Origin of the sequence: Comamonas sp. 23 (genome assembly GCF_049601575.1) — a bacterium.
In the GTDB taxonomy this organism is placed as follows: Bacteria; Pseudomonadota; Gammaproteobacteria; order Burkholderiales; family Burkholderiaceae_C; genus Comamonas; species Comamonas squillarum.
The window spans coordinates 1,803,874-1,826,857 of sequence record NZ_CP187127.1 but is presented as its reverse complement, the minus strand read 5'-3'; the positions used below and the strand labels follow the sequence as shown (position 1 = coordinate 1,826,857).

Annotated in this window: 23 protein-coding genes and 1 tRNA gene; all 24 read right to left on the bottom strand. The window is 61.5% G+C overall.

Annotated features, from left to right (window positions below; translation table 11 throughout):
- Nucleotides 1-9: 9 nt before the first annotated feature.
- The 24 genes from nuoN to ACPEE1_RS08120 all read right to left on the bottom strand — a co-directional run bounded on the left by nuoN (nt 10) and on the right by ACPEE1_RS08120 (nt 22,963).
- Nucleotides 10-1,503, bottom strand: coding sequence for an NADH-quinone oxidoreductase subunit NuoN (nuoN, locus tag ACPEE1_RS08235; protein ID WP_116925912.1), 1,494 nt, complete (start codon nt 1,501-1,503; stop codon nt 10-12).
- 27 nt (nt 1,504-1,530) lie between these two features.
- Nucleotides 1,531-3,000, bottom strand: coding sequence for an NADH-quinone oxidoreductase subunit M (locus ACPEE1_RS08230; protein ID WP_021028569.1), 1,470 nt, complete (start codon nt 2,998-3,000; stop codon nt 1,531-1,533).
- A 12-nt stretch (nt 3,001-3,012) separates the two neighbouring features.
- Entirely contained in the window at nt 3,013-5,052 is a 2,040-nt protein-coding gene (gene nuoL / locus ACPEE1_RS08225; protein WP_116925911.1) for an NADH-quinone oxidoreductase subunit L, read from the bottom strand.
- A gap of 28 nt (nt 5,053-5,080) precedes the next feature.
- Nucleotides 5,081-5,389 carry an NADH-quinone oxidoreductase subunit NuoK gene (gene nuoK, locus ACPEE1_RS08220; RefSeq protein ID WP_021028567.1) on the bottom strand — a complete coding sequence of 103 codons (309 nt, stop codon included), beginning with the start codon at nt 5,387-5,389 and terminating at the stop codon, nt 5,081-5,083.
- Nucleotides 5,386-6,054, bottom strand: a complete 669-nt coding sequence (locus ACPEE1_RS08215) for an NADH-quinone oxidoreductase subunit J (RefSeq protein WP_182342871.1) — start codon at nt 6,052-6,054, stop codon at nt 5,386-5,388. Before ACPEE1_RS08215 ends, nuoK begins: the two co-directional genes overlap by 4 nt.
- A gap of 35 nt (nt 6,055-6,089) precedes the next feature.
- The gene (nuoI, locus tag ACPEE1_RS08210) at nt 6,090-6,602 is read right to left on the bottom strand and encodes an NADH-quinone oxidoreductase subunit NuoI (protein WP_021028565.1); all 513 of its coding nucleotides are present in this window, start codon (nt 6,600-6,602) and stop codon (nt 6,090-6,092) included.
- 15 nt (nt 6,603-6,617) lie between these two features.
- Nucleotides 6,618-7,694, bottom strand: coding sequence for an NADH-quinone oxidoreductase subunit NuoH (gene nuoH, locus ACPEE1_RS08205; protein ID WP_116925909.1), 1,077 nt, complete (start codon nt 7,692-7,694; stop codon nt 6,618-6,620).
- Entirely contained in the window at nt 7,691-9,805 is a 2,115-nt protein-coding gene (gene nuoG / locus ACPEE1_RS08200) for an NADH-quinone oxidoreductase subunit NuoG (protein WP_260719950.1), read from the bottom strand. Before nuoG ends, nuoH begins: the two co-directional genes overlap by 4 nt.
- A gap of 14 nt (nt 9,806-9,819) precedes the next feature.
- A complete protein-coding gene (gene nuoF / locus ACPEE1_RS08195; RefSeq protein ID WP_021028562.1) occupies nt 9,820-11,175 on the bottom strand; it encodes an NADH-quinone oxidoreductase subunit NuoF in 1,356 nt (451 codons plus the stop codon).
- Nucleotides 11,172-11,663: an NADH-quinone oxidoreductase subunit NuoE gene (gene nuoE / locus ACPEE1_RS08190; RefSeq protein WP_423935903.1), complete on the bottom strand. Its 492-nt coding sequence runs from the start codon at nt 11,661-11,663 to the stop codon at nt 11,172-11,174. Before nuoE ends, nuoF begins: the two co-directional genes overlap by 4 nt.
- Nucleotides 11,660-12,913, bottom strand: coding sequence for an NADH-quinone oxidoreductase subunit D (locus tag ACPEE1_RS08185; RefSeq protein WP_116925906.1), 1,254 nt, complete (start codon nt 12,911-12,913; stop codon nt 11,660-11,662). The genes nuoE and ACPEE1_RS08185 overlap by 4 nt, the downstream gene beginning before the upstream one ends.
- Before the next feature lie 27 nt (nt 12,914-12,940).
- Nucleotides 12,941-13,549, bottom strand: a complete 609-nt coding sequence (locus ACPEE1_RS08180; protein ID WP_116925905.1) for an NADH-quinone oxidoreductase subunit C — start codon at nt 13,547-13,549, stop codon at nt 12,941-12,943.
- An 8-nt stretch (nt 13,550-13,557) separates the two neighbouring features.
- Nucleotides 13,558-14,037: a NuoB/complex I 20 kDa subunit family protein gene (locus ACPEE1_RS08175; RefSeq protein ID WP_021028558.1), complete on the bottom strand. Its 480-nt coding sequence runs from the start codon at nt 14,035-14,037 to the stop codon at nt 13,558-13,560.
- Nucleotides 14,038-14,059: 22 nt separating this feature from the next.
- Nucleotides 14,060-14,419, bottom strand: coding sequence for an NADH-quinone oxidoreductase subunit A (locus ACPEE1_RS08170; protein WP_021028557.1), 360 nt, complete (start codon nt 14,417-14,419; stop codon nt 14,060-14,062).
- Nucleotides 14,420-14,492: 73 nt separating this feature from the next.
- A tRNA-Leu gene (locus ACPEE1_RS08165) sits at nt 14,493-14,577 on the bottom strand.
- Between the two features lie 115 nt (nt 14,578-14,692).
- Nucleotides 14,693-15,151 carry a preprotein translocase subunit SecG gene (gene secG, locus ACPEE1_RS08160; RefSeq protein ID WP_232539397.1) on the bottom strand — a complete coding sequence of 153 codons (459 nt, stop codon included), beginning with the start codon at nt 15,149-15,151 and terminating at the stop codon, nt 14,693-14,695.
- Nucleotides 15,152-15,195: 44 nt separating this feature from the next.
- Nucleotides 15,196-15,939 carry a triose-phosphate isomerase gene (gene tpiA, locus ACPEE1_RS08155; RefSeq protein ID WP_116926007.1) on the bottom strand — a complete coding sequence of 248 codons (744 nt, stop codon included), beginning with the start codon at nt 15,937-15,939 and terminating at the stop codon, nt 15,196-15,198.
- On the bottom strand, nt 15,933-16,928 hold the full coding sequence (locus ACPEE1_RS08150; RefSeq protein WP_423936413.1) for an NAD(P)H-quinone oxidoreductase: 996 nt from the start codon (nt 16,926-16,928) through the stop codon (nt 15,933-15,935). The genes tpiA and ACPEE1_RS08150 overlap by 7 nt, the downstream gene beginning before the upstream one ends.
- A gap of 99 nt (nt 16,929-17,027) precedes the next feature.
- Nucleotides 17,028-19,280: a polyribonucleotide nucleotidyltransferase gene (gene pnp, locus ACPEE1_RS08145; protein WP_182342878.1), complete on the bottom strand. Its 2,253-nt coding sequence runs from the start codon at nt 19,278-19,280 to the stop codon at nt 17,028-17,030.
- Nucleotides 19,281-19,489: 209 nt separating this feature from the next.
- A complete protein-coding gene (rpsO, locus tag ACPEE1_RS08140; RefSeq protein ID WP_116925902.1) occupies nt 19,490-19,756 on the bottom strand; it encodes a 30S ribosomal protein S15 in 267 nt (88 codons plus the stop codon).
- A gap of 132 nt (nt 19,757-19,888) precedes the next feature.
- Nucleotides 19,889-20,218 (bottom strand): AzlD domain-containing protein, encoded by a 330-nt coding sequence (locus tag ACPEE1_RS08135; RefSeq protein WP_243419319.1) that lies wholly within the window; start codon nt 20,216-20,218, stop codon nt 19,889-19,891.
- On the bottom strand, nt 20,215-20,937 hold the full coding sequence (locus ACPEE1_RS08130; RefSeq protein ID WP_423935898.1) for an AzlC family ABC transporter permease: 723 nt from the start codon (nt 20,935-20,937) through the stop codon (nt 20,215-20,217). Before ACPEE1_RS08130 ends, ACPEE1_RS08135 begins: the two co-directional genes overlap by 4 nt.
- A 134-nt stretch (nt 20,938-21,071) precedes the next feature.
- Nucleotides 21,072-21,608: a GAF domain-containing protein gene (locus tag ACPEE1_RS08125; RefSeq protein ID WP_116925900.1), complete on the bottom strand. Its 537-nt coding sequence runs from the start codon at nt 21,606-21,608 to the stop codon at nt 21,072-21,074.
- The gene (locus ACPEE1_RS08120; RefSeq protein ID WP_182342882.1) at nt 21,605-22,963 is read right to left on the bottom strand and encodes an MFS transporter; all 1,359 of its coding nucleotides are present in this window, start codon (nt 22,961-22,963) and stop codon (nt 21,605-21,607) included. Before ACPEE1_RS08120 ends, ACPEE1_RS08125 begins: the two co-directional genes overlap by 4 nt.
- Nucleotides 22,964-22,984 lie beyond the last annotated feature (21 nt).

Sequence of the window (22,984 nt, the reverse complement as noted above, 5' to 3'; positions counted from 1 at the left end):
CCGAGCCGCTTAGCTGGCGAGTGCGCGCAGCACGGCGTCAGAGCACAGCTTCATCAGACCGCCGGGCATGATGCCCAGAATCAGCACCAGCGCGCCATTGACCACCAGCACAGCACGCACGTCTAAAGGTGCATGCACCTTGGCGGCGGTGATGGGCTTGTCGAAGTACATGACCTTGACCACGCGCAGGTAGTAGAAGGCGCCGATCAGCGACATGATCACCGCAAACACGGCCAGCGCAATATAGAGGCCACTGCCCGAAGCCACCAGCGCCTGCAGCACGGCCAGCTTCGAGTAGAAGCCCACCAGCGGAGGAATACCGGCCATCGAGAACAGGCAGATTGCCATCACGCCAGCGTACAGCGGGCTGCGCTGGTTCAGGCCGGCAAAGTCGGCGATCTCTTCGCTCTCAAAGCCTTCACGGGCCAGCAGCAGCACCACACCGAACGTGGCCAGGGTGGTCAGCACATAGCTCACGACGTAGAACATCGAGGCGCTGTAGGCGTTGCCAGCGGTAGCCGCTTCGACATTGCCATTGACCACGCCGGACATCAGACCCAGCAGCACAAAGCCCATTTGCGAGATGGTCGAGTAGGCCAGCATGCGCTTGATGTTGGTCTGGGCAATAGCGGCCAAGTTACCGATCAGCAGCGAGAGGATGGCCAGCACGGCCAGCATCTGTTGCCAGTCAATCGCCAGCGGCAGCAGGCCGTCCACCAGCAGGCGGATGACAATCGCGAAAGCTGCCAGCTTGGGCGCGCCGCCCACGATCATCGTGATGGCCGTGGGTGCGCCTTGGTAGACGTCAGGCACCCACATGTGGAAAGGCACCACACCCAGCTTGAAGGCCAGGCCAGCGACCACAAACACCAGACCGAAGACCAGCACCTGGTGGCGGATCAGGCCGGAGTTCACCGCCTTGAACACTTCACCGATATCGAGCGAGCCGGTGGCGCCGTAGATCATCGACAGACCGTACAGCAGGAAACCCGATGCCATCGCGCCCAGCACGAAGTACTTCATGCCCGCTTCCACCGCAGCGGTGTTGTCACGGCGCAGGCAGACCAGCGCGTAGCTCGACAGGGTCAGCAGCTCCAGCCCCAGGTAGATGATCAGGAAGTTGTTGCCCGAGATCATCACGTTCATGCCCAGCAGCGCGAGCAGCGACAGGATGAAGTACTCACCGCCGTTGAGCATGCCACGGTCACGCGAGTAACCACGGCCATAGACCAGGGTGACGGCCATCGCGATCGCCGCAGCGCACTTGAGCCAGTTGCCCATGGCGTCGGAGACGACCATGTTGCCAAAGGCGTAGAACGTATTGCCATTGCTGGCATAGATACCGGTGATCACCGCCACGACCACCAGGGTCAGCAGCGACAGAATGTAGGTGAGCGTGCGCCCTGCGCTCTTGACGCCCAGGTCCACGATGGTGATGACACATGCCATCACCAACAGCACGATTTCGGGATAGATAGCCAGCCAGCTGATGTTATCAATCATCTCAAGTCTCTCAATTCTGTCCGACCATCACAGCTTGGACGCGGCGACATGCTTGAGCAGGTCGGCCACCGAGGCACCCATCACATCGGTGAACGGCGCAGGGTAGACACCCATGATCAGCACGGCAGCAGCCAAGATGCCCAGGATTAGGAATTCGCGGCAACCGATGTCCTTGAGCTCGCGCACATGGTCATTGGTCACTGGGCCGAAGTACACGCGCTTGTACATCCACAGCGTGTACGCAGCGCCCAGAATCAGCGCGGTGGCCGACAGCACACCAATCCAGAAGTTGAACTTGGTGGCGCCCAGGATCACCATCCACTCGCCGATGAAACCGGCGGTGCCTGGCAGGCCGCAGTTGGCCATCGCAAACAGCAGGGCAAAGGCGGCAAACTTGGGCATGGTGTTGACCACGCCGCCGTAGGCAGCGATATCACGCGAATGCACGCGGTCGTACAGCACGCCGATACACAGGAACATCGCGCCCGACACAAAGCCGTGGGCAATCATCTGCATCAGGCCACCCATGACACCGATGTCATTGAAGATGAAGAAGCCCAGGGTCACAAAGCCCATGTGTGCGACGGACGAATAAGCCACGAGCTTTTTCATGTCCTTTTGCACAATTGCCACCAGACCCACATAGATCACGGCGATCAGCGACAGCGCGATGATGAGCCAGGCCCATTCGTGCGACGCATCAGGAGCGATGGGCATCGAGAAACGCAGGAAACCATAGGCCCCCAGCTTCAGCATGATCGCGGCCAGCACGGCAGAACCACCGGTAGGCGCTTCGACGTGAACGTCGGGCAGCCAGGTGTGCACCGGGAACATCGGCACCTTCACGGCAAACGCGGCGAAGAAGGCAAAGAAGATCAAGGTCTGCTCGGTCATCGTCAGCGGCAGCTGGTGCCAGGCCAGAATCTCGAAGCTGCCTGCCTTGGTGTAGAGGTACAGCAGCGCGATCAAGGTCAGCAGCGAACCCATCAGCGTGTACAGGAAGAACTTGAACGCTGCGTAGATGCGGTTCGGGCCACCCCAGATACCGATGATCAGGTACATCGGGATCAGGGTTGCTTCAAAGAACACGTAGAACAGCAGACCGTCCAGTGCCGAGAACACACCGATCATCAGACCCGACAGGATCAGGAACGCGCCCATGTACTGGTTCACGCGCTCGGTGATCGACTCCCAGGAAGCCAGCACCACGATCACCGTGATGAAGGCGGTCAGCGGCACAAACCAGAAGGAGATGCCATCAACGCCCAGGTAGTAGTTGATACCAAAGCGTGGAATCCAAGACGCCTTCTCGACGAACTGCATCGCCGACGTACCCAGCTGGAAGCCGGTGTACAGAGGCAAGGTGACCAAAAGGCCTATCAGCGCACCGACCAGTGCGATCCAGCGCACCATCTTGGCCTGCTCCTGCTTGCCAAAGGCCAGCAGGACCGTACCAAAGACGATGGGCGTCCAAATTGCAAGACTCAACAATCCCATTTTTCTTCTTCCTTACTTGTTGAGCAGCACGAAGTACGTCATGGCCAGGAAGATACCCAGAATCATGACCAATGCGTAGTGGTACACATAACCCGTCTGCAGCCAGCGCACCAGGGCGGAGATGCGGCCCACCAGCTTCCAGGAACCGTTGACGATCAGGCCGTCGATCAGGCCTTGGTCGCCCACCTTCCAGAACACACTGCCCAGCACGCGCGAGCCGCGGGCGAAGATGTTTTCGTAGACCCAGTCCACACCGTACTTGCCTTCCAGTGCCTGGTACAGACCGACCTTCTCGCTCATGCGCTTGATGGCAGCAGGAATCTCGGGCTTGACCATGTAGAACACATAGGAGGTCACCACACCGGCCAGCGCCAGCCAGAACGGCGCAGCGGTGAAGCCATGCAGCGCCATCGGAATCCAGCCGTGGATCTTCTCGGCCAGCTCGGCCATCGCGCCGTGCTTGCTGCCATCAACATAGATGACGCCCTTGAAGAAGTCACCGAACAGCATCGGCATCAGCGCAATCGCACCGATCACCACCGAAGGAATCGCCAGCAGCACCAGCGGCAGGGTCACCACCCATGGCGACTCATGCGGCTTGGCATCGTGGCCATGGCCGTGGTGGTCGTCGTGCGCGTGGTGGTCATCATGGTGGGCATCGGGGTTCTGGTCGTAGCGCTCTTTACCGTGGAATACGATGAAGTACAGACGGAACGAGTAGAACGCAGTGATGAACACGCCAGCGAGCACCGCAAAGTTGGCAAAGCCGGCGGCAGGCAGGTTGGAGGCGTGCACCGCTTCGATGATCGCGTCCTTCGAGTAAAAGCCCGAGAAGAACGGCGTACCGATCAGCGCCAGGTTACCCAGCAGGAAGGTGATCCAGGTGATGGGCATGTACTTGCGCACGCCACCCATCCAGCGGATGTCCTGGTTGTGGTGCATGCCCATGATGACCGAGCCTGCGCCAAGGAACAGCAGTGCCTTGAAGAACGCGTGCGTCATCAGGTGGAACACCGACACCGAGTAGGCCGACACGCCCAGCGCGATGGTCATGTAACCGAGCTGCGACAGCGTGGAGTACGCGATCACGCGCTTGATGTCGTTCTGGATGATGCCCAGGATACCCATGAACAGCGCGGTGATCGAGCCAATCACGAGGATGAAGTTCAGGGCTGCGTCAGACAGCTCATAGAGGGGCGACATGCGCGAGACCATGAAGATGCCGGCGGTCACCATGGTGGCCGCGTGGATCAGTGCCGAGATGGGGGTAGGACCTTCCATCGAATCGGGCAGCCAGGCGTGCAGGGGGAACTGTGCCGATTTGCCCATCGCACCGATGAACAGGCAGATGCAGATCACCGTCATCAGCGACCAGGTGGAGCCGGGCAGCGTCATGCCGCTCAGCTCATTGGTCTTGGCGAAGATTTCGGTGTAGTTCAAGGTGCCGGTGTAGGCAGCAATCAGGCCGATACCCAGGATGAAGCCGAAGTCACCGACACGGTTGACCACGAAGGCCTTCATGTTGGCGAAGATCGCGGTTTCCTTCTTGAAGTAGAAACCGATCAGCAGGTACGACACCAGGCCCACCGCTTCCCAGCCGAAGAACAGCTGCAGCAGGTTGTTGCTCATCACCAGCATCAGCATGGAGAAGGTGAACAGCGAGATGTACGAGAAGAAACGGTCGTAGCCGTCGTCTTCCGCCATGTAGCCCATCGTGTAGATGTGCACCATCAGCGACACAAAGGTCACCACGCACATCATCATCGCGGTGATGGAGTCGATCATGAAACCGATCTCCATCTTCAGCGACCCGACGGTCATCCAGGTGTAGAGCGTCTGGTTGAAGGTCGCGCCTTCAAACACCACGCTCTGGAACGTCATCGCAGAGATGACGAAGGCAATGAACACACCCAGGATGGTGAGCGTGCGGCTGCCAACGCGGCCGATGCGGTTGCCGCCCAGGGCGGTACCGAAAATGCCTGCCAGCAAAGATCCTGCCAGGGGCGCCAGAGGCACCGCCAACAGTGTTGAAGCAGAAAGGGTTTGACTCATTCTTCTTAACCTTGCAAGTATTGGTGCCTCAACCCTTCAGGGAGTTGAGATCTTCCGCATCGATGGTGGACTTGTTACGGAACAGCAACACCAAGATTGCCAAACCAATTGCCGACTCTGCCGCCGCAACGGTCAGGATGAAGAACACGAAAATCTGGCCGTGCATGTCTCCCAGGTAGTGGGAGAAGGCGACAAAGTTCGTGTTCACGGCCAGCAGCATCAACTCGATGGCCATCAGCAGCACAATCAGGTTGCGACGGTTCAAGAAGATACCGACCACGGACAGCGCGAACAGCATCGCGCCCAACGTCAGAAAATGACCCAGAGTGAGCGTCATACCTTCTTCTCCTCGACCTCAGCGGCAGGCTGCACCACGGGGGCTGCAGGCTTGCTCGCCTGGACTTTGACCAATTGCAGGCGATCCGAAGCACGCACGCGCACTTGCAGCGATGCATCGATAGCCTTGGAATCCTTGCGATGGCGCAGGGTCAGGGCAATCGCGGCAATCATCGCCACCAGCAAGATGACCGCAGCCACTTGCACAGGGAACAGATACTCGGTGTAGAGCATGGTGCCCAGCGCCTTGACGTTGCTGTAGGGCACGACCTTGCCGGCCGCATCCACCACAGCAGGGATGGCCTTGGGCGCGTCGATGGCACTGAAGCCGCCGATCAGCACCACGCCCATCTCGAACGCGACGATGGCAAAGATCACTGCAGCGAGCGGGAAGTTCTTCCAGAAACTCTTGCGCAGCTGGTCGATGCGGATATCCAGCATCATCACCACGAAGAGGAACAGCACCATCACGGCGCCCAGGTAGACCATCACCAGCACGATGGCCAGGAACTCAGCCTTGAGCAGCAACCAGATACCGGCTGCCTGAGAAAACGCCAACATCAGGTGCAGCACAGCGTGCACCGGATTTGGGGCAGTAACTACTCGGAATGCCGCGTACAGCAGCACTACCGAGAACAGATAGAAAAAACCAGTTGTGACATCCATGTGGGGCTCTTTTCGATCAGTCTCCAAGTGCCGCGTCAGCGGTACTTTGCGTCCGCAGCCTTGGCTGCAGCAATTTCAGGTTCGTAACGGTCGCCCACGGCCAGCAGCATTTCCTTGGTGAAGTACAGGTCGCCGCGCTTTTCTCCGTGGTATTCCAGAATCTGGGTTTCCACGATGGAGTCAACGGGGCAGCTTTCTTCACAGAAGCCACAGAAAATGCACTTGGTCAGATCGATGTCGTAGCGGGTGGTGCGGCGCGAGCCGTCATCACGCACATCGGACTCGATCGTGATCGCCATCGCAGGGCAGACGGCTTCGCACAGCTTGCAGGCAATGCAACGCTCTTCGCCGTTTTCGTAGCGGCGCAGCGCGTGCAGGCCACGGAAACGGGGCGACAGCGGCGTCTTCTCTTCGGGGAACTGGACCGTGATCTTGCGCGCAAACGTGTAGCGACCGGTCAGGGCCATGCCCTTCATCAATTCCCAGAGCATGAAGCTCTTGAAGAAATCCTTCACCGAGAAAGAGCGGGGAGAAACTGCAGTAGTCATGTTGTATTCCTCCGCTTATTTCCAGATGTTCCATGGCGACAGCAACCAGCCGCCGACAAAGACCAGGTACACCAGGGTGACGGGGATGAAAATCTTCCAGCCCAGACGCATGATCTGGTCATAGCGGAAACGTGGGAAAGTAGCGCGAATCCAGATGAACATCGACACCACCAGGAACGTCTTGGCAGCCAGCCAGATCCAGCCCGGGATGAAGGACAGGAAATCGAATGGTGGCAGCCAGCCGCCCAGGAACATGATCACGGCCAGGATGGACACCAGCCACATGCTCGCGTACTCGGCCAGGAAGAACACGGCAAAGCCCATGCCCGAATATTCCACCATGTGACCGGCCACGATTTCCGCTTCGCCTTCGACGACGTCAAAGGGGTGGCGGTTGGTTTCGGCCACGGCCGAGATCAGGTAGACGATGAACATCGGCAGCAGCGGCAGCCAGTTCCACGACAGGATGCTGGCACCCGACGATGCCATCATGCCCTTGCCCTGGGCCAGCACGATCTCGGTCAGGTTCATGCTGCCGGTGACCATGATCACCACCAGGAAGCAAAAGCCCATCGCGATTTCATAGCTCACCATCTGGGCCGATGCGCGCAGCGCGCCCAGGAAAGCGTACTTGGAGTTCGATGCCCAGCCGGCGATGATCACGCCATAGACTTCGATCGAGGTAATCGCCATGACCAGCAGCAGGCCCACGTTCACATTGGCCAGCGCCACATCGGGACCGAAGGGGATGACCACCCAGGCTGCCAGCGCAGGCATGATGGCCATGATCGGGCCCAGGCGGTACAGGCCCGAGCTTGCCGCCGTCGGCGTGATGATTTCCTTAGTCATCAGCTTAAGGCCGTCGGCCAGAGGCTGGAGGAGACCAAAAGGGCCGACCCGGTTGGGGCCGTAACGCACTTGCATGAAGCCCAGGAGCTTGCGCTCCCACAGGGTCAGGTAAGCCACTGCGCCCATCAAAGGCAAGACGATGCACAGGATCTTGATCAGGTTCCAGATCACGGGCCAGACCAGGGTCGCCCACCACTCTGCCGCGATCAGGGTCAGACCGCCGTTGTAGATTGCGTCGATCATGCTGCCACCACCTCCGAGGATTGGCGGGCATCCGCCGTCATTTGCAACGACGGCGCGCGACGCACGATGCCATCGAGTTGGTAGATGCTGGCCACCACCGGCTCCTGGCCTGCAGGCGCCGACACGGCCATGTTGGTCTTGGTGCTGTTGGACAGCAGCTCGGCAGGCACCTGGCCTTGCGAGCCAGTGGCCACGGCCAGCACGTCCTGCGACGAATCAAAGGCCATGCCTGCGACGTCGAGCAGATTGCCCAGCACGCGCAGCACCTTCCAGCCCGGACGGGTATCGCCCAGCGGCTTGACCACGGCGTGGAAGCTCTGCACAAGGCCTTCGGCATTCACGAACGAGCCCGAGGTCTCGGTGAACGGCGCGATCGGCAGCAGCACATCGGCGATGTCCATGTTGGCCTTGAACGGGCTCAGGCTCACCACCATCTCGCAGCCTTGCAGCGCCTGGCTGCCAGCGGCCGTGTCGAACGCGGGTTCGCAGTTGAGCAAGATCGCGGCCTTGACGCCACCGGCGAGCATCTCGCCAGCGTGCATGCCATGGGCCTGGGGCACAGCACCCACCCATTGCGCGCCCACGGTGTTGGCCGCTTCGGTCAGGAAGCCGACGGTAGCTCCCGTCTGCGCGCCAATCCAGTTGGCGATCGACAGCAAGGTACTCGCTTGTGCATGGTGCGCGACAGCATTGCCCAGCAGGATGGCCTTTTGCTCGCCGTTTTGCAGCGCGCGGGCAATCTCGATGGACTCGGGCGTCACGGTACCGGCGTTGTTCGGCGCTTCCACACCCTTGGACTGGGCGAGGGCCGCTGCCACGGAGGACAGCGCGTAGGCCCACTGCGCAGCAGGTGTGACCACCTGGTGGGCCAGCGGAATCGCCAGATCAAAAGCCTTGGACTGGATCGCGGTCACCACCGCGCCCTTGCGGGCGGCCTGGCGGATACGCTGGGCAAACAGCGGATGCTCCTTGCGCACGTTCGAGCCCACGATCAAGGCCGTGTTCAGGTCCGACAGCGAGGCGATCGAGCGACCCAGCCAGCGCACGCCTTCTGCCTTGGCAAAATCGGCGTTGCGCAGGCGGTAGTCGACGTTCTGGCTGCCCAGCGAGCGCACCAGTTCACCGGCCAGGAACAGCTCTTCGAGCGTGCTGTGCGGGCTGACCAGCGCACCCACGGCGCTCGCGCCATGGTCGCGTTGCACGCTCTTGATGCCATTGGCCACGTATTCCAGCGCAGCTTGCCAGCTCACTTCGAGCCACTGGCCGCCTTGCTTGATCATCGGCGCAGTCAGGCGCTCTTCACCGTTGAGCGCTTCGTAGGAGAAGCGGTCACGGTCGGCAATCCAGCATTCGTTGACGGCGTCGTTCTCGAACGGCACCACGCGCATCACCTTGTTGTTCTTGACCTGAACGATCAAGTTGGCACCGGTGGAGTCATGGGGCGAGACCGACTTGCGGCGCGACAGCTCCCAGGTACGGGCGCTGTAGCGGAAAGGCTTGCTCGTGAGTGCACCCACGGGGCAGATGTCGATCATGTTGCCCGACAGCTCCGAGTCCACCGTATCGCCCACCACGGTGGTGATCTCGGCGTGCTCGCCGCGGTTGACCATGCCCAGCTCCATGATGCCTGCGACTTCTTGACCGAAGCGCACGCAGCGGGTGCAGTGGATGCAACGGCTCATCTCTTCCATCGAGATCAGCGGGCCCACATTCTTGTGGAAGACCACGCGCTTTTCTTCTTCGTAGCGCGAGCTGCTGGCACCATAGCCCACAGCCAAGTCCTGCAGTTGGCATTCACCGCCCTGGTCGCAGATTGGGCAATCCAGCGGGTGGTTGATGAGCAGGAACTCCATCACCGATTGCTGGGCCTTGACCGCCTTGTCCGAGGTGGTGCGCACAATCATGCCTTGCGTCACGGGCGTGGCGCAGGCAGGCATCGCCTTGGGTGCCTTCTCGACGTCCACCAGGCACATACGGCAGTTCGCCGCGATCGACAGTTTCTTGTGGTAGCAGAAGTGAGGGATGTACTTGCCCGCCGCATCGGCCGCGTGCATGACCATGCTGCCTTCCGCGACCTCGACCTTCTGACCGTCTATTTCAATTTCAACCATATGCTCACTCGCGATCAGGAAGAAGCAGCGGTCTGCTTTTCAGCAGCGTTGATCTTTGCTTCGAATTCATGGCGGAAATGCTTGATCATTGCGCGCACCGGCATCGCTGCCGCATCGCCCAATGCGCAAATCGTGCGCCCCATGATGTTGCCGGCTACCGAGTCCAGCTTGTCCAGATCCTCGGCGCGGCCGTGGCCGTGCTGGATGCGGTCGACCATGCGCCACAGCCAGCCCGTGCCTTCGCGGCAAGGGGTGCACTGTCCGCAGGACTCGTGCTGGTAGAAGTAGGACAGGCGCAGCAGGCTCTCGACCATGTCGCGCGAGTCGTCCATCACGATGACGGCGCCCGAGCCCAGCATCGAGCCGGCCTTGGAGATGGAGTCATAGTCCATCGTGCAGGCCATCATGATGTCCGCTGGCAGCACAGGGGCCGACGATCCGCCAGGGATCACGGCCTTGAGCTTGCGGCCGGTGCGCACACCGCCGGCGAGCTCGAGCAAGGTGGAGAACGGCGTACCCATTGGCACTTCGTAGTTGCCGGGCTTGTTCACGTCACCGCTGACCGAGAAGATCTTGGTGCCGCCGTTGTTGGGCTTGCCGCATTCCAGGTAGGCCTGGCCACCGTTGCGGATGATCCAGGGAACGGCCGCAAAGGTTTCGGTGTTGTTGATCGTCGTGGGCTTGCCATACAGACCAAAGCTGGCCGGGAATGGCGGCTTGAAGCGGGGCTGGCCCTTCTTGCCTTCGAGCGATTCGAGCAAAGCGGTTTCTTCGCCGCAGATGTAGGCGCCAAAACCATGGTGCGCATGCAGCTCGAAGCTGAAGCTGCTGCCCAGGATGTTGTCACCCAGGTAGCCTGCCGCACGCGCCTCTTCCAGCGCCGCTTCAAAGCGTTCGTAGACCTGGAAGATTTCGCCGTGGATGTAGTTGTAGCCCAGCGAGATGCCCATCGCATACGCGGCGATGGCCATGCCCTCGATCACGATGTGCGGGTTGAACATCAGGATGTCGCGGTCCTTGCAGGTGCCAGGCTCGCCCTCGTCCGAATTGCACACCAGGTGCTTTTGGCCGGGGAAGTTGCGGGGCATGAAGCTCCACTTCAGACCGGTGGGGAAGCCAGCGCCGCCGCGGCCGCGCAGGCCCGACTCTTTCATCGTGGCAATGACCTGGTCCTGGGTCAGGCCCTCGCCACCGTCCTTGCCCAGCAGCTTGCGCAGGGCCTGGTAGCCGCCGCGCGCCTCGTAGTCCTTGATCGACCAGTTCGTGCCATCCAGACCTGCATAGATCTGGGGCTCGATATGGCGGTCGTGGAAGCAGGTTTCCACGCCGGTGGCCTGGAACTGCGACAGAATTTGAGCGGCTGTCGTCACTTGGTGTCCTCCGCTGCGCGCAAGCCGGTCATCAGCTGGTCCAGCTTTTCGTTGTCCATGAAGCTGCACATGTGGCGGTCATTGACCAGCAGCACCGGTGCATCGGCGCAGGCGCCCAGGCATTCCGATTGCTCGATGGTGAACACGCCATCGGCGGTGGTATCCCCCATCTTGATGCCCAGCTTCTCTTCCAGGTGCTTGAGCGCCTCGCGGCCGCGACGCAGCTGGCAAGGCAGGTTGGTGCACACGCTCAATTTGTACTTGCCCACCGGGTGCTGGTTGTACATGTTGTAGAAGGTGGTCACTTCATGCACGGCGATCTCGGGCATCTCCAGGTACTCGGCGATCACCGCCTCGCTCTCCTGGCTCACCCAGCCCTGCTCCTGCTGCACGATAGACAGGCAAGCCATCACGGCCGACTGCTTCTGCTCTGCCGGATACTTGGCAACTTCGCGGGCAAAGCGTGCTTTTGTTGCTTCGGTAATCATCGGTCAACGTCTCCAAACACGATGTCCAAGGTGCTCAACACCATCACGGCATCGGCCAGCATGTGGCCACGGCTCATTTCGTCGAGCGCCGAGAGATGCACAAATCCTGGTGGACGAATCTTCAGGCGGTAAGGCTTGTTGGCACCGTCGCTGATCAGGTAGATGCCAAACTCGCCCTTGGGGTGCTCCACTGATGCATAAGCCTCACCCTCGGGCACTTTGAAGCCTTCGGTGAACAGCTTGAAGTGGTGGATCAGCTCTTCCATGTTGGACTTCATGGCTTCGCGATCGGGAGGCGCCACCTTGTGGTTGCCCGTGATGACCGGACCGGGGTTGGCACGCAGCCAGTCCACGCACTGCTTGATGATGCGGTTGGACTCGCGCATCTCGGCGATGCGCACCAGGTAGCGGTCATAGCAGTCGCCGGTCTTGCCCACAGGAATGTCGAAATCCATGCGGTCATAGACTTCGTAGGGCTGCGACTTGCGCATGTCCCAGGCCAGGCCCGAGCCGCGCAGCATCGGGCCGGTCAGGCCCAGGTTCATCGCGCGGTCGATGTCAACCACGCCGATGCCCACATTGCGCTGCTTCCAGATGCGGTTGTCCGTCAGCAGGGTTTCGTATTCGTCCACGCACTTGGGGAAGCGCGCGGTGAAGTCATCGATGAAATCGATGAGCGAACCCTGGCGGTTGCGGTTCATCTGCTCGATGGCCTTGGCATTGCGCACCTTGCTGGCCTTGTACTGCGGCATGCTCTCTGGCAGATCGCGGTACACGCCACCCGGACGGAAGTACGCCGCGTGCATGCGCGCGCCGGAGACGGCTTCGTACATGTCCATCAGGTCTTCACGTTCGCGGAAGCTGTAGATCAGAATGGTCGAGCTGCCGCCGTCATTGCCTGAGGAGCCCAGCCACATCAGGTGGTTCATGATGCGGGTGATCTCGGAATACATCACGCGGATATATTGCGCGCGGATCGGCACTTCCAGGCCCAGCAGCTTTTCGATAGCCAGGCAGTAGGCGTGCTCGTTGCTCATCATCGAGCAGTAATCCAGGCGGTCCATATAGGGCAGCGACTGGATGAAGGTCTTGCTCTCCGCCAGTTTCTCGGTGGCGCGGTGCAGCAGGCCGATATGCGGGTCTGCGCGTTGCACCACTTCACCATCGAGCTCCAGCACCAAACGCAGCACGCCGTGTGCTGCAGGATGCTGGGGACCGAAGTTGAGTGTGTAGTTTTTGATTTCAGCCATGGTTCTTCATCGTGAGGTCAGAGCGCCTCAGTGCAGGCCTCCGTAATGGTCTTCACGAATAATGCGGGGCGTGATCTCGCGCGGCTCGATCGTCACCGGTTCGTAGATCACGCGTGCCTGCTCGGCGTCGTAGCGCATCTCCACATGGCCCGTCAGCGGGAAATCCTTGCGGAAGGGGTGACCGATAAAGCCGTAATCGGTCAGGATGCGGCGCAGGTCGTCATGGCCTTCGAAGACAATGCCGAACAGGTCAAAAGCTTCGCGCTCGAGCCAGTTGGCCGAGGCCCACAGCTGGCTGAGGGTGTCGAGCACCGGGAAATCGTCGTCCTGGCAGAACACACGCACGCGCAGGCGCTGGTTCAGGCTGATCGACAACAGGTGCGAGACCACGGCAAAACGTGGGCCATCGGTGCCCACGTCCTTGTATGCGGAGTAATCCACGCCGCACAGGTCCATCAGCATCTCGAACTTGCATTCGGGCGCATCGCGCAGCAGCTGCATGGCTTGCAGGTAGTTCGAGGCCGAGACTTCCACGGTCACTTCACCCAGCGCCAGGGTCACCGAGCGCGCCTTGTCGCCCAGCACGCGGGCGATGGTCTCTTGCAGCACGCTAGGCTGTATCAGTTCTACACTCATTCCAACTCCTAGGCGCGCGCGATCGTGTGGGTGCGGCGGATTTTTTGCTGCAGCTGGATGATGCCGTAGATCAGCGCTTCTGCCGTGGGCGGGCAGCCTGGCACATACACATCCACCGGCACAATGCGGTCGCAACCGCGCACCACCGAGTAGCTGTAGTGGTAGTAACCACCACCGTTGGCGCACGATCCCATCGAGATCACCCAACGCGGCTCGGCCATCTGGTCGTACACCTTGCGCATGGCCGGAGCCATCTTGTTGCACAGGGTGCCAGCCACAATCATCAAGTCAGCCTGGCGCGGGCTGGCGCGGAAGACTTCGGCGCCAAAGCGGCCAATGTCATAACGCGCAGCGGCCGCGTGCATCATCTCGACGGCGCAGCATGCCAAACCAAACGTCATGGGCCAGATCGACCCAGTCTTGGCCCAGTTCACCACCGAGTCGTAGCTCGTGGTGACAAAGCCTTTCTCCAACACACCTTCAATCATCGTGTACCTTTTTGATTTCCGGTTATTCCCAGGTCAGCGCGCCCTTTTTCCATTCATAGGCGAAACCCACCACCAGAATGGCCAAGAACACGAGAACCGCGATAAAACCAGGCATTCCCACTTCATGCAGCGAAACCGCCCATGGGAAGAGGAACGCAATTTCCAAGTCGAAGAGAATGAAAAGAATGGCGACGAGGTAGTAGCGCACATCGAATTTCATGCGCGCGTCTTCAAAGGCCTCAAAGCCGCATTCGTAAGGGGAGTTTTTCGCCGCGTTCGGGCGATTGGGTCCGAGGATGTAGCCTATGACCAGTGGGCCAAGGCCAACGCCTGCTCCCACCAGGATAAACAAAAGGACCGGGAGGTATTGTTCGAGGCTCATCTTGATGTCTACTCACCGCAGGAGCCAACCCAGGTAAGCACAAGACGCGACCCAGGCAGGCCTTTTATTGTGTTGGTGCCGTCGGCGAGACTCGAACTCGCACAGCTTTCGCCACTACCCCCTCAAGATAGCGTGTCTACCAATTTCACCACGACGGCTGATTTGACTTGCCTGGCAAGCACCGATTGCTTTTGAAACAATCTGCTCACCAGACAGACTCAGATTCTACTCTGTAAAAACCCTGAGTTCAGGGATTCTTTTCAAATAGTTGAGTTATTTGCCTGCAGGCTGTGCTGGCTCAGCAGGTGCGGCCGGTGCAGCAGCGGGCGCAGCAGCGCCAGCGGCAGGCACCGAGGCATCCGCACCAGCGGAGGGAGCCGCAGGGGCTGGGGCAGGTGCGGGGGTCGACGCAGGAGGAATGGTCGCATCCACCGGAGTGCTCGACTGCGGGATCGTCGCAGCAGGGCCTTCGAGCACGCTACCGGCCGAGGTCGGGCGTGCATTGCCCAGGTAGGCCAGCGCCAAGGTCGCGGCAAAGAACACCGCCGCCAGCACACCGGTGCTGCGCGAGAGGAAGTTGGCGCTACCGGAAGCACCGAACAGGCTGCCCGCGCTGCTGCCGCTGCCAAAGGCAGCACCCGCATCGGCACCCTTGCCATGCTGCACCAGCACCAAGCCAATCATGACCAGTGCTGCCAGCATTTGAATCGTCAACAGAATCGTTACCATCATCTACCCTTTTATCAAACTTGGTCGTCGCCAGCAGCCGCTTGCCCTCAAGCAGCTGCAGCAATAATTTTCAGAAAGTCCTGGGCCTTCAGCGAAGCGCCACCGATCAGCCCACCATCAATATCGGGCTGGGCGAGCAGTTGCTCGGCGTTGCCCGCATTCATGCTGCCACCATACAGCACCGGCACCTTGGCAGCCTGCGTGCTGGCCGCTGCGAGTTGCGCGCGCAACACAGCATGCACGGCTTGCGCCTGCTCGGGGCTGGCCGTCTTGCCCGTGCCAATGGCCCAGACCGGCTCATAGGCCACGACGATTTCCGTCACACAAGCACCCACCGCATGGATCACCGCCGCCAGTTGGCGCTTGACCACCGCTTCGGTCTGGCCAGCTTCGCGCTCAGCGAGCGTCTCGCCCACGCAGACAATCGGCGTGATGCCAGCGGCCAAGGCCTTTTGCGCCTTGGTCGCCACCAGCGCATCGGTTTCGCCGTGGTACTGGCGGCGCTCGGAGTGGCCGACCAGCGCGTAGCGCACCGCAAAGTCACGCAGCATCGGGGCCGAGACTTCACCAGTGTAGGCACCGCCATCGTGCGCCGACACATCCTGCGCGGCCAGCGCAATCGCCGAGCCTTGCAGCAAAGCCTGCACCTGGCCCACATAAACGGCAGGCACGGCCACCGCCACATCGCAGCCCGGTTGACCCAGGCCTTGCAGCAGCTCGGCCAGCAAGGCTTCATTGGCAGCCAGGCTGCCGTTCATCTTCCAGTTTCCAGCAATCAGTTTTTTCACAATTGATCCCAGGTCAGCACGATCTTGCCGATATGTTGGTTGGATTCCATCAGCGCATGGGCCTGGCTGGCGTGTGCGGCCGGGAATTGGCTGTGGATGATGGGACGCACCTTGCCCGCTGCCAGCAGTGGCCAGACCTTGGCCTGCAAAGCCTGGGCAATCGCCGCCTTGAAGGCCACCGGGCGCGGACGCAGGGTCGAGCCGGTGATCTGCAGACGGCGGCGCAGCACCAAGCCGGCATTGAACTCGGCCTTGATGCCGCCTTGCACGGCAATGATGACCAGGCGGCCATCTTCGGCCAGCGCCTCGACCTCGCGGGCCACATAGTCGCCCGCCACCATGTCCAAAATCACATCCACACCCTTGCCAGCGGTGATGCGCGCCACCTCGGCGACAAAATCCTGGCTGCGGTAGTTGATGGCCTCGTCGGCGCCGAGCGCCAGGCAGGCCTGGCATTTTTCATCGGAGCCTGCGGTCACGATCACCTTGGCACCAAAGGCCTTGGCCAGCTGGATCGCCGTCACACCAATGCCGCTGCTGCCGCCCTGGATCAACAAGGTCTCACCGGCTTGCAACGCACCCCGGTCAAACACATTGCTCCAGACCGTGAAGAAGGTCTCGGGCAGGCAAGCGGCCTCGACATCCGACAAGCCCTCGGGCACCGGCAGGCACTGGGCCACGGGAGCCACGCAGTACTCGGCATAGCCACCACCGGCCACCAGCGCGCACACGCGGTCACCCAGCTTGAGACCTTGCTCGGCCATGGCCGCTGCATCGCCCGCCACCACCACACCGGCCACTTCCAGACCCGGCAGGTCCGAAGCACCCGGGGGCGGCGCGTAATGGCCCTTGCGCTGGACCACATCGGGGCGGTTTACACCACTGGCGACCACGCGAATGCACAGCTCGCCCTGCCCCGCCTGCGGCACAGGACGCTCTCCCAGCTTCAATACCTGCGGATCACCAAAGGCGGTGATCTCGACTGCACGCATCTTGTCCACGCTTGTTTCCTCAGCCAATCACAATCGGCACACGCTTTTCAACAGAAAAACGCACCCAGCGCCAGGCGCATGGGTGCGTCACACAGCAAATTATTGCTGTTGTTGTTGCTGCTGGTCAGCATCACCATCCACGCGCGGCTCGCGTGGTTCGCGGTGCTGGCGGGGAGCGCGATCACCACGGTCGCCGCGGTCACCCCGATCGCCGCGTGGTTCACGCGATTCGCGTGGCTCACGCTCGGCCATGCCGGCTGGACGGTCCAGCAGCGCCTTCATCGACAGCTTGACACGGCCCTTTTCGTCCGTCTCCAGCACCTTGACCTTGACGACCTGGCCTTCGCTCAGGTAGTCGGTCACCTTTTCCACGCGCTCGTGGGCGATCTGGCTGATGTGCAACAGACCGTCCTTGCCGGGCAGCAGGTTCACCAGGGCACCGAATTCCAGGATCTTGACGATCGGGCCTTCGTAGATCTTGCCGATTTCGACTTCGGCGGTGATCTCTTCGATGCGGCGCTTGGCTTCGTCCGCCTTGGCGCCATCGGTAGCGGCGATGGTGATGGTGCCATCTTCCTCAATGTTGATCTGGGTGCCGGTCTCTTCGGTCAGCGCACGGATGGTGGCGCCACCCTTGCCGATCACGTCACGGATCTTCTCGGGGTTGATCTTCATCGTGTAGAGCTTGGGCGCGAACGACGAGACTTCGGCCTTGGCTTCGCCCATCGCTTCTTGCATCTTGCCCAGGATGTGCATGCGCGCTTCCTTGGCTTGCGCCAGCGCCACTTGCATGATTTCCTTGGTGATGCCCTGGATCTTGATGTCCATCTGCAGCGCGGTGATACCGTTGGTGGTACCGGCTACCTTGAAGTCCATGTCACCCAGATGATCTTCGTCACCCAGGATGTCGGTCAGCACGGCAAACTTGTTGTCTTCCTTGATCAGACCCATGGCGATACCGGCCACGTGGGCCTTCATCGGCACGCCGGCGTCCATCATCGACAGGCAGCCGCCGCAGACCGAAGCCATCGACGAGGAACCGTTCGATTCGGTGATCTCCGACACCACACGGATGGTGTAGGGGAACTCTTCCTTCGAAGGCAGGCAAGCGGCCAGAGCGCGCTTGGCCAGACGGCCGTGGCCGATTTCGCGGCGCTTGGTCGAGCCCATGCGGCCCACTTCGCCGGTGGCAAAGGGAGGCATGTTGTAGTGGAACAGGAAGCGGTCTTCAAACTCGCCAGCCAGCGCGTCGATGCGCTGTGCATCACGCTCGGTACCCAGGGTGGAGATCACCAGCGCCTGGGTTTCACCACGGGTGAACAGGGCCGAGCCGTGGGTGCGGGGCAGCACGGACGAGCGGATCTCGATAGGACGAACGGTGCGGGTGTCGCGGCCGTCGATACGGGGCTCACCGGCCAGAATCTGCGAGCGCACGATACGCGCTTCGATGTCGAACAGCATGCCATCGACCTTGACGCCGTCAAAGGCCACGCCTTGCTCGGCAAGACCGGCCTTCACAGCAGCGTATGCCTGGCGGCAGGCCAGCGTACGGGCTTGCTTGTTGCGCAGTTGGTATGCATCGCGCAGGGCGGCATCGCCCAGCTCGCCGACCTTGGCGATCAGTGCTTCGTCCTTGGCAGGCGCGGCCCAGTCCCATGCGGGCTTGCCCGCTTCGCGCACCAGCTCGTGGATGGCGTTGATCGCGACCTGGCCTTGCTCGTGGCCATAGACCACAGCACCCAGCATCACTTCTTCAGGCAGTTGTTGGGCTTCGGATTCAACCATCAGCACAGCAGCTTCGGTGCCCGCCACCACCAGATCCATCAGCGAATCCTTGCGCTGGGTCTGGCCGGGGTTGAGCACGTATTCGCCGTTGATGTAACCCACGCGGGCAGCACCGATAGGGCCGTTGAAAGGAATGCCCGAGATGGACAGTGCAGCGGAGACAGCGATCATCGCAGCGATGTCGGCATCCACTTCAGGGTTCAGCGAGATGGTGTGGATGACCACATGCACGTCGTTGTAGAAACCTTCGGGGAACAGCGGACGGATCGGGCGGTCGATCAGGCGGCTGGTCAGCGTCTCGAGCTCGCTGGGCTTGGCTTCGCGCTTGAAGAAGCTGCCGGGGATCTTGCCCGCAGCGTAGGTCTTCTCGATGTAGTCAACGGTCAGCGGGAAAAAGTCCTGACCGGCCTTGGCGATCTTGGAGCCCACGACCGTCGCCAGCACCACGGTGTCGTCGATGTTGACCAGCACCGCGCCGGAAGCCTGGCGGGCGATTTCACCGGTTTCCATCGTGACCGTGTGTTGGCCCCACTGGAAAGTCTTGGTGACTTTGTTGAATATGGACATAGATTGCTCCTGGTTAAACAGCCAAAAACCTGTCGGTTCTCGGCAGGAGCCGGCATTCAGAACACGATGCCATTCCAGGGAGGTTGAAGGCCTGGAACCCGGGGTTCAGCCCCCTTGGAATGACACAGCTTCGCTCTGTTTGCGCGGCGTTGAAGTAAAAAACGCCTGAGCTAGCGGACTAACTCAGGCGTCTCCATCTCACCCTGGGCTTACTTACGCAGGCCCAGCTTAGCGATCAGTGCAGTGTAACGGTCAGCGTCCTTGGACTTGAGGTAGTCCAACAGCTTACGACGACGGCTCACCATGCGCAGCAGGCCGCGACGACCGTGGTGGTCCTTGGCGTGCGTCTTGAAGTGAGGGGTCAGTTCGTTGATGCGGGCGGTCAGCAGAGCCACTTGGACTTCTGGGCTGCCCGTATCGGTAGCGGAACGTGCGTTGGCCTTTACAACTTCGGCCTTGATAGATGCGGCGATCATGTGTTTTCCTTATAAGGAACACCGGCTTGCGCTGGCATTCTGGTTACTTGCGCCGCAGCCGGAAAAGCTTGCGACGTGCGTCTTGCACCATGCAAAACCCTGCAATTATACCCAATAACTAGTTTTCAGTTTTCAGGCCCAAAACCGCACCAAAGCCGATGCCGCCGCGCCCAGCACCACCACCAGCAAAAACGGCGCGCGCAGCGCCAGCGCGATGATGGCCACGGCCATCGCCGCCAGGCGCGCATCGAGCACCAGCTGCTGGCCGCTGACGAGGGTGTTCATGGCGGTCAGCGCCGCCAGCAGCGCAATCGTCAGCGCACCAGCCACCCGGGCCATGCGCGGGTGGCGCAGCCAGTGCGCGGGCACGCCGTAGCCCAGCAGCTTGGTGCCATAGGTCACGGCGCTGGCCAGCAGCACCCAGATCCACCAGTGGTTGCCCACGTCTGCCATCGCGTTCATCGTGCGGCCTCCTGCGCGCTCGCGCCCTGCCCGGCCGTGCCGCTGCTGCGCGAGCCGTAACCCCAGGCGGCCCCCACCACCGCCACAATCAAGATAGGCACGCCCGGCGCCACCCAGGGCACCGCCAGCATCGCAATGCTGGCAGCGACCACCGCCAGCGCGATGGGCTCCTTGTGCGTCAGGCGCGGCCACAGCAGGCCCATAAAGGCGGCCACCGCTGCGCCGTCCAGGCCCCAGCGCCCCGGTTCGCCCAGGGCATTGCCCAGCAAGGCGCCCGCGGCGGTGAACAGGTTCCACAGCAGGTAGACGCCCACCCCTGCGGTCCAAAAGCCCCGTTTTTGCTCGTCCTTGTCCGCCTGCCCCAGCGCGGTGGCGGCCGATTCATCAATGGTCAACTGCGCCGACAGCAGGCGTGCCAGGCCGCGCGGGCCGAGCAAGGCGGCCATCTGCATGCCGTAGACCGCATTGCGCACGCCCAGCAGGCTGGCTGCGCCCAGCGCTGCGGCCCCGGCACCGCCACCGGCGACCACGCCGACAAACGCAAACTGCGAGCCGCCGGTAAACATCAGCAAGCTCAAGGCGCAGGTCTGCCAGACCGTCAGGCCTGCTGCCACGCCCAGCGCGCCAAAAGAGATGCCGTACAAACCGGTGGCAATGCTGATCGACACGCCCATGCGCACGGCGGGCGAGGACCAGAGCCCTGAACTGTTAGAAGCCATGGGCGGCGATTGTAGAGGGTGTTGCACCTGGGCGCAGGCCGCTGCATGTCTTTGGGGCGCCAGGGGCTGCTTGGGCGCAAAAAAGCCCGCAGGACCAGGGGCCTTGCGGGCTTTGGTGACACCAAGCCAGACGCTCAGACGCTTTGCAGACTGGCGCTGTCAATGCCGCGCGCAGCTTCCCGCGCGGTCTCGCGGGCCGAGGCCAGCGCCGGCACGCAGACACCGGCCACCAGGTGGATCAGCGCCTCGGGCACCGCGTTGTAGGCGCCGCGCGGGCCCAGGATATTGATGGAGCCCAGCACCTCCCCGCCATACCAGACGGGAATATTCAGCACCGCATGCAGGCCTCGGGCAACCAGGTCCTCGGCTTCGGAGAACACGGTGCGGATGTCGGCCTCATCCCGCCCGATATAGGGCAGGCCCTGGTCCAGCACCCGGCCCGACCAGGGGCCCTTGCCGGTGGCCTTGAAGCCGCCCAGCGGGCTGATGTCCTCGTTGGACGAGTAGATGCGGCGCATCAGCTTTTCCTGCTGCAGGTAGACCAGGCCGGTCAGCAGGCCATAGCCAAACAGCTGCTGGCAGGCCTCGGCAATCGCGGCCCAGTGGCGCTCGGCATCGCTGCTCTGGCCCAGGGTGTGGGCCAGGCGGCCCAGGACATGGGTGGTGCTCATTGCTGAATCCCTTCCAGGGACACGCCATGCGTGTTCTTGCCGAACAGCAAGATGCCCATGCCGCCGACAAACAGCACGCCCGTCATCAGCGCAAACACGCCGCCAAAGCCCAGCACCGGGTAGGCCGCTCCCACGATGGTGGGTGAGGCGATCGAGCCGATACGCGCCAGCGCCGAGGCCGTGCCCATGCCGGTGGCACGGATCGAGGTCGGGTAGATTTCCGAGGTGTAGGTGTACTGGCCGGCAATCACGCCATTCATGCCAAAGGACAGCAGCATGCTCAGCAGGATGATCTCCTGGTCCGCACCGGCAAAGGCCAGGCCCAGCGCGGCCAGGCAGGACACCAGCATATAGGCCAGGATGGTGTACTTGCGGCCGATCTTGTCGTTCAGGTAGGCGGCCGAGTAGTAGCCGGGGATCTGCGCCAGATAGATCAGGATGGTGAAGGAGAAGCTCTTGGTCACCGCAAAGCCGCGCGCCACCAACAGGCTCGGAATCCAGACCAGGAAGGCGTAGTAGCAGAACATCACCGTGATCCAGAACACCCAGACCACCAAGGTGGTTTGCAGGTACTGGGGCTTGACCAAGGTAGCCAGCTTGGCCCAGGCGCCTTGCACGGCGGAATCGGCAGCCTTGGCAGCCAGGCTCATCTTCACCGGCTCGGGCAGCGGCTTGCCACTGCTGCGCTTGACCTGCTCTTCAATGGCGGTACAGATGCGGCTGGCCTCGTCATGGCGGCCCATCTCTTCGAGCCAACGGGGCGACTCGAACAGCGCGCGGCGCATCCACAGCAGGAACACCACCGGCACCGAGGCGATGACCATGATCCAGCGCCAGCCGTCGTCGCTCATCGGCACGATGAAATACCCCAGCAGCGCCGACATCACAAAACCAAAGGAAAAAAAGCCCGCCAGCGCACCGGTGAAGCGGCCCCGGTAGCGGCTGCTGACAAACTCGGCCAGGTAAGGCGCGACGATCGCCCCCTCCGCGCCCATGCCCACACCGGCAATCATGCGCAGGATGTAGAACTCATGGAAGTTGGTGGCAAAGGCATTGATGAAGGTGGCCACGCAAAACAGCACCAGCGCCCACATCATCACGACCTTGCGGCCAAAGCGGTCGCCCAGCATGCCCGACAGCAGCGCGCCCACCAGGAAGCCGACATAGGTGCTGCTGGCAATCCAGCCTGTCTGAATGCCGGTCAAACCCCATTGTTCGCGCAGCGAAGGCAGGATGAAGGCGATGATGCCCGCATCCAGCGCCTCAAAGGCCAAGCCCAGGCCGCCAATGATGAGCAAGGTGAAATGGAAGCGGCTGAAAGGCAGCCGCTCCAGACGTTCGGAAGCGTTATACATATAGTTGTTCTCGCTCAAAGC

What these genes read in the sequence shown, in the direction of transcription:
- nuoN (WP_116925912.1), bottom strand. Translation starts at nt 1,503, where the DNA reads ATGATTGATAACATCAGCTGGCTGGCTATCTATCCCGAAATCGTGCTG.
- ACPEE1_RS08230 (WP_021028569.1), bottom strand. Translation starts at nt 3,000, where the DNA reads ATGGGATTGTTGAGTCTTGCAATTTGGACGCCCATCGTCTTTGGTACG.
- nuoL (WP_116925911.1), bottom strand. Translation starts at nt 5,052, where the DNA reads ATGAGTCAAACCCTTTCTGCTTCAACACTGTTGGCGGTGCCTCTGGCG.
- nuoK (WP_021028567.1), bottom strand. Translation starts at nt 5,389, where the DNA reads ATGACGCTCACTCTGGGTCATTTTCTGACGTTGGGCGCGATGCTGTTC.
- ACPEE1_RS08215 (WP_182342871.1), bottom strand. Translation starts at nt 6,054, where the DNA reads ATGGATGTCACAACTGGTTTTTTCTATCTGTTCTCGGTAGTGCTGCTG.
- nuoI (WP_021028565.1), bottom strand. Translation starts at nt 6,602, where the DNA reads ATGACTACTGCAGTTTCTCCCCGCTCTTTCTCGGTGAAGGATTTCTTC.
- nuoH (WP_116925909.1), bottom strand. Translation starts at nt 7,694, where the DNA reads ATGATCGACGCAATCTACAACGGCGGTCTGACCCTGATCGCGGCAGAG.
- nuoG (WP_260719950.1), bottom strand. Translation starts at nt 9,805, where the DNA reads ATGGTTGAAATTGAAATAGACGGTCAGAAGGTCGAGGTCGCGGAAGGC.
- nuoE (WP_423935903.1), bottom strand. Translation starts at nt 11,663, where the DNA reads ATGATTACCGAAGCAACAAAAGCACGCTTTGCCCGCGAAGTTGCCAAG.
- ACPEE1_RS08185 (WP_116925906.1), bottom strand. Translation starts at nt 12,913, where the DNA reads ATGGCTGAAATCAAAAACTACACACTCAACTTCGGTCCCCAGCATCCT.
- ACPEE1_RS08180 (WP_116925905.1), bottom strand. Translation starts at nt 13,549, where the DNA reads ATGAGTGTAGAACTGATACAGCCTAGCGTGCTGCAAGAGACCATCGCC.
- ACPEE1_RS08175 (WP_021028558.1), bottom strand. Translation starts at nt 14,037, where the DNA reads ATGATTGAAGGTGTGTTGGAGAAAGGCTTTGTCACCACGAGCTACGAC.
- ACPEE1_RS08170 (WP_021028557.1), bottom strand. Translation starts at nt 14,419, where the DNA reads ATGAGCCTCGAACAATACCTCCCGGTCCTTTTGTTTATCCTGGTGGGA.
- secG (WP_232539397.1), bottom strand. Translation starts at nt 15,151, where the DNA reads ATGATGGTAACGATTCTGTTGACGATTCAAATGCTGGCAGCACTGGTC.
- ACPEE1_RS08150 (WP_423936413.1), bottom strand. Translation starts at nt 16,928, where the DNA reads ATGCGTGCAGTCGAGATCACCGCCTTTGGTGATCCGCAGGTATTGAAG.
- pnp (WP_182342878.1), bottom strand. Translation starts at nt 19,280, where the DNA reads ATGTCCATATTCAACAAAGTCACCAAGACTTTCCAGTGGGGCCAACAC.
- rpsO (WP_116925902.1), bottom strand. Translation starts at nt 19,756, where the DNA reads ATGATCGCCGCATCTATCAAGGCCGAAGTTGTAAAGGCCAACGCACGT.
- ACPEE1_RS08135 (WP_243419319.1), bottom strand. Translation starts at nt 20,218, where the DNA reads ATGAACGCGATGGCAGACGTGGGCAACCACTGGTGGATCTGGGTGCTG.
- ACPEE1_RS08130 (WP_423935898.1), bottom strand. Translation starts at nt 20,937, where the DNA reads ATGGCTTCTAACAGTTCAGGGCTCTGGTCCTCGCCCGCCGTGCGCATG.
- ACPEE1_RS08125 (WP_116925900.1), bottom strand. Translation starts at nt 21,608, where the DNA reads ATGAGCACCACCCATGTCCTGGGCCGCCTGGCCCACACCCTGGGCCAG.
- ACPEE1_RS08120 (WP_182342882.1), bottom strand. Translation starts at nt 22,963, where the DNA reads ATGTATAACGCTTCCGAACGTCTGGAGCGGCTGCCTTTCAGCCGCTTC.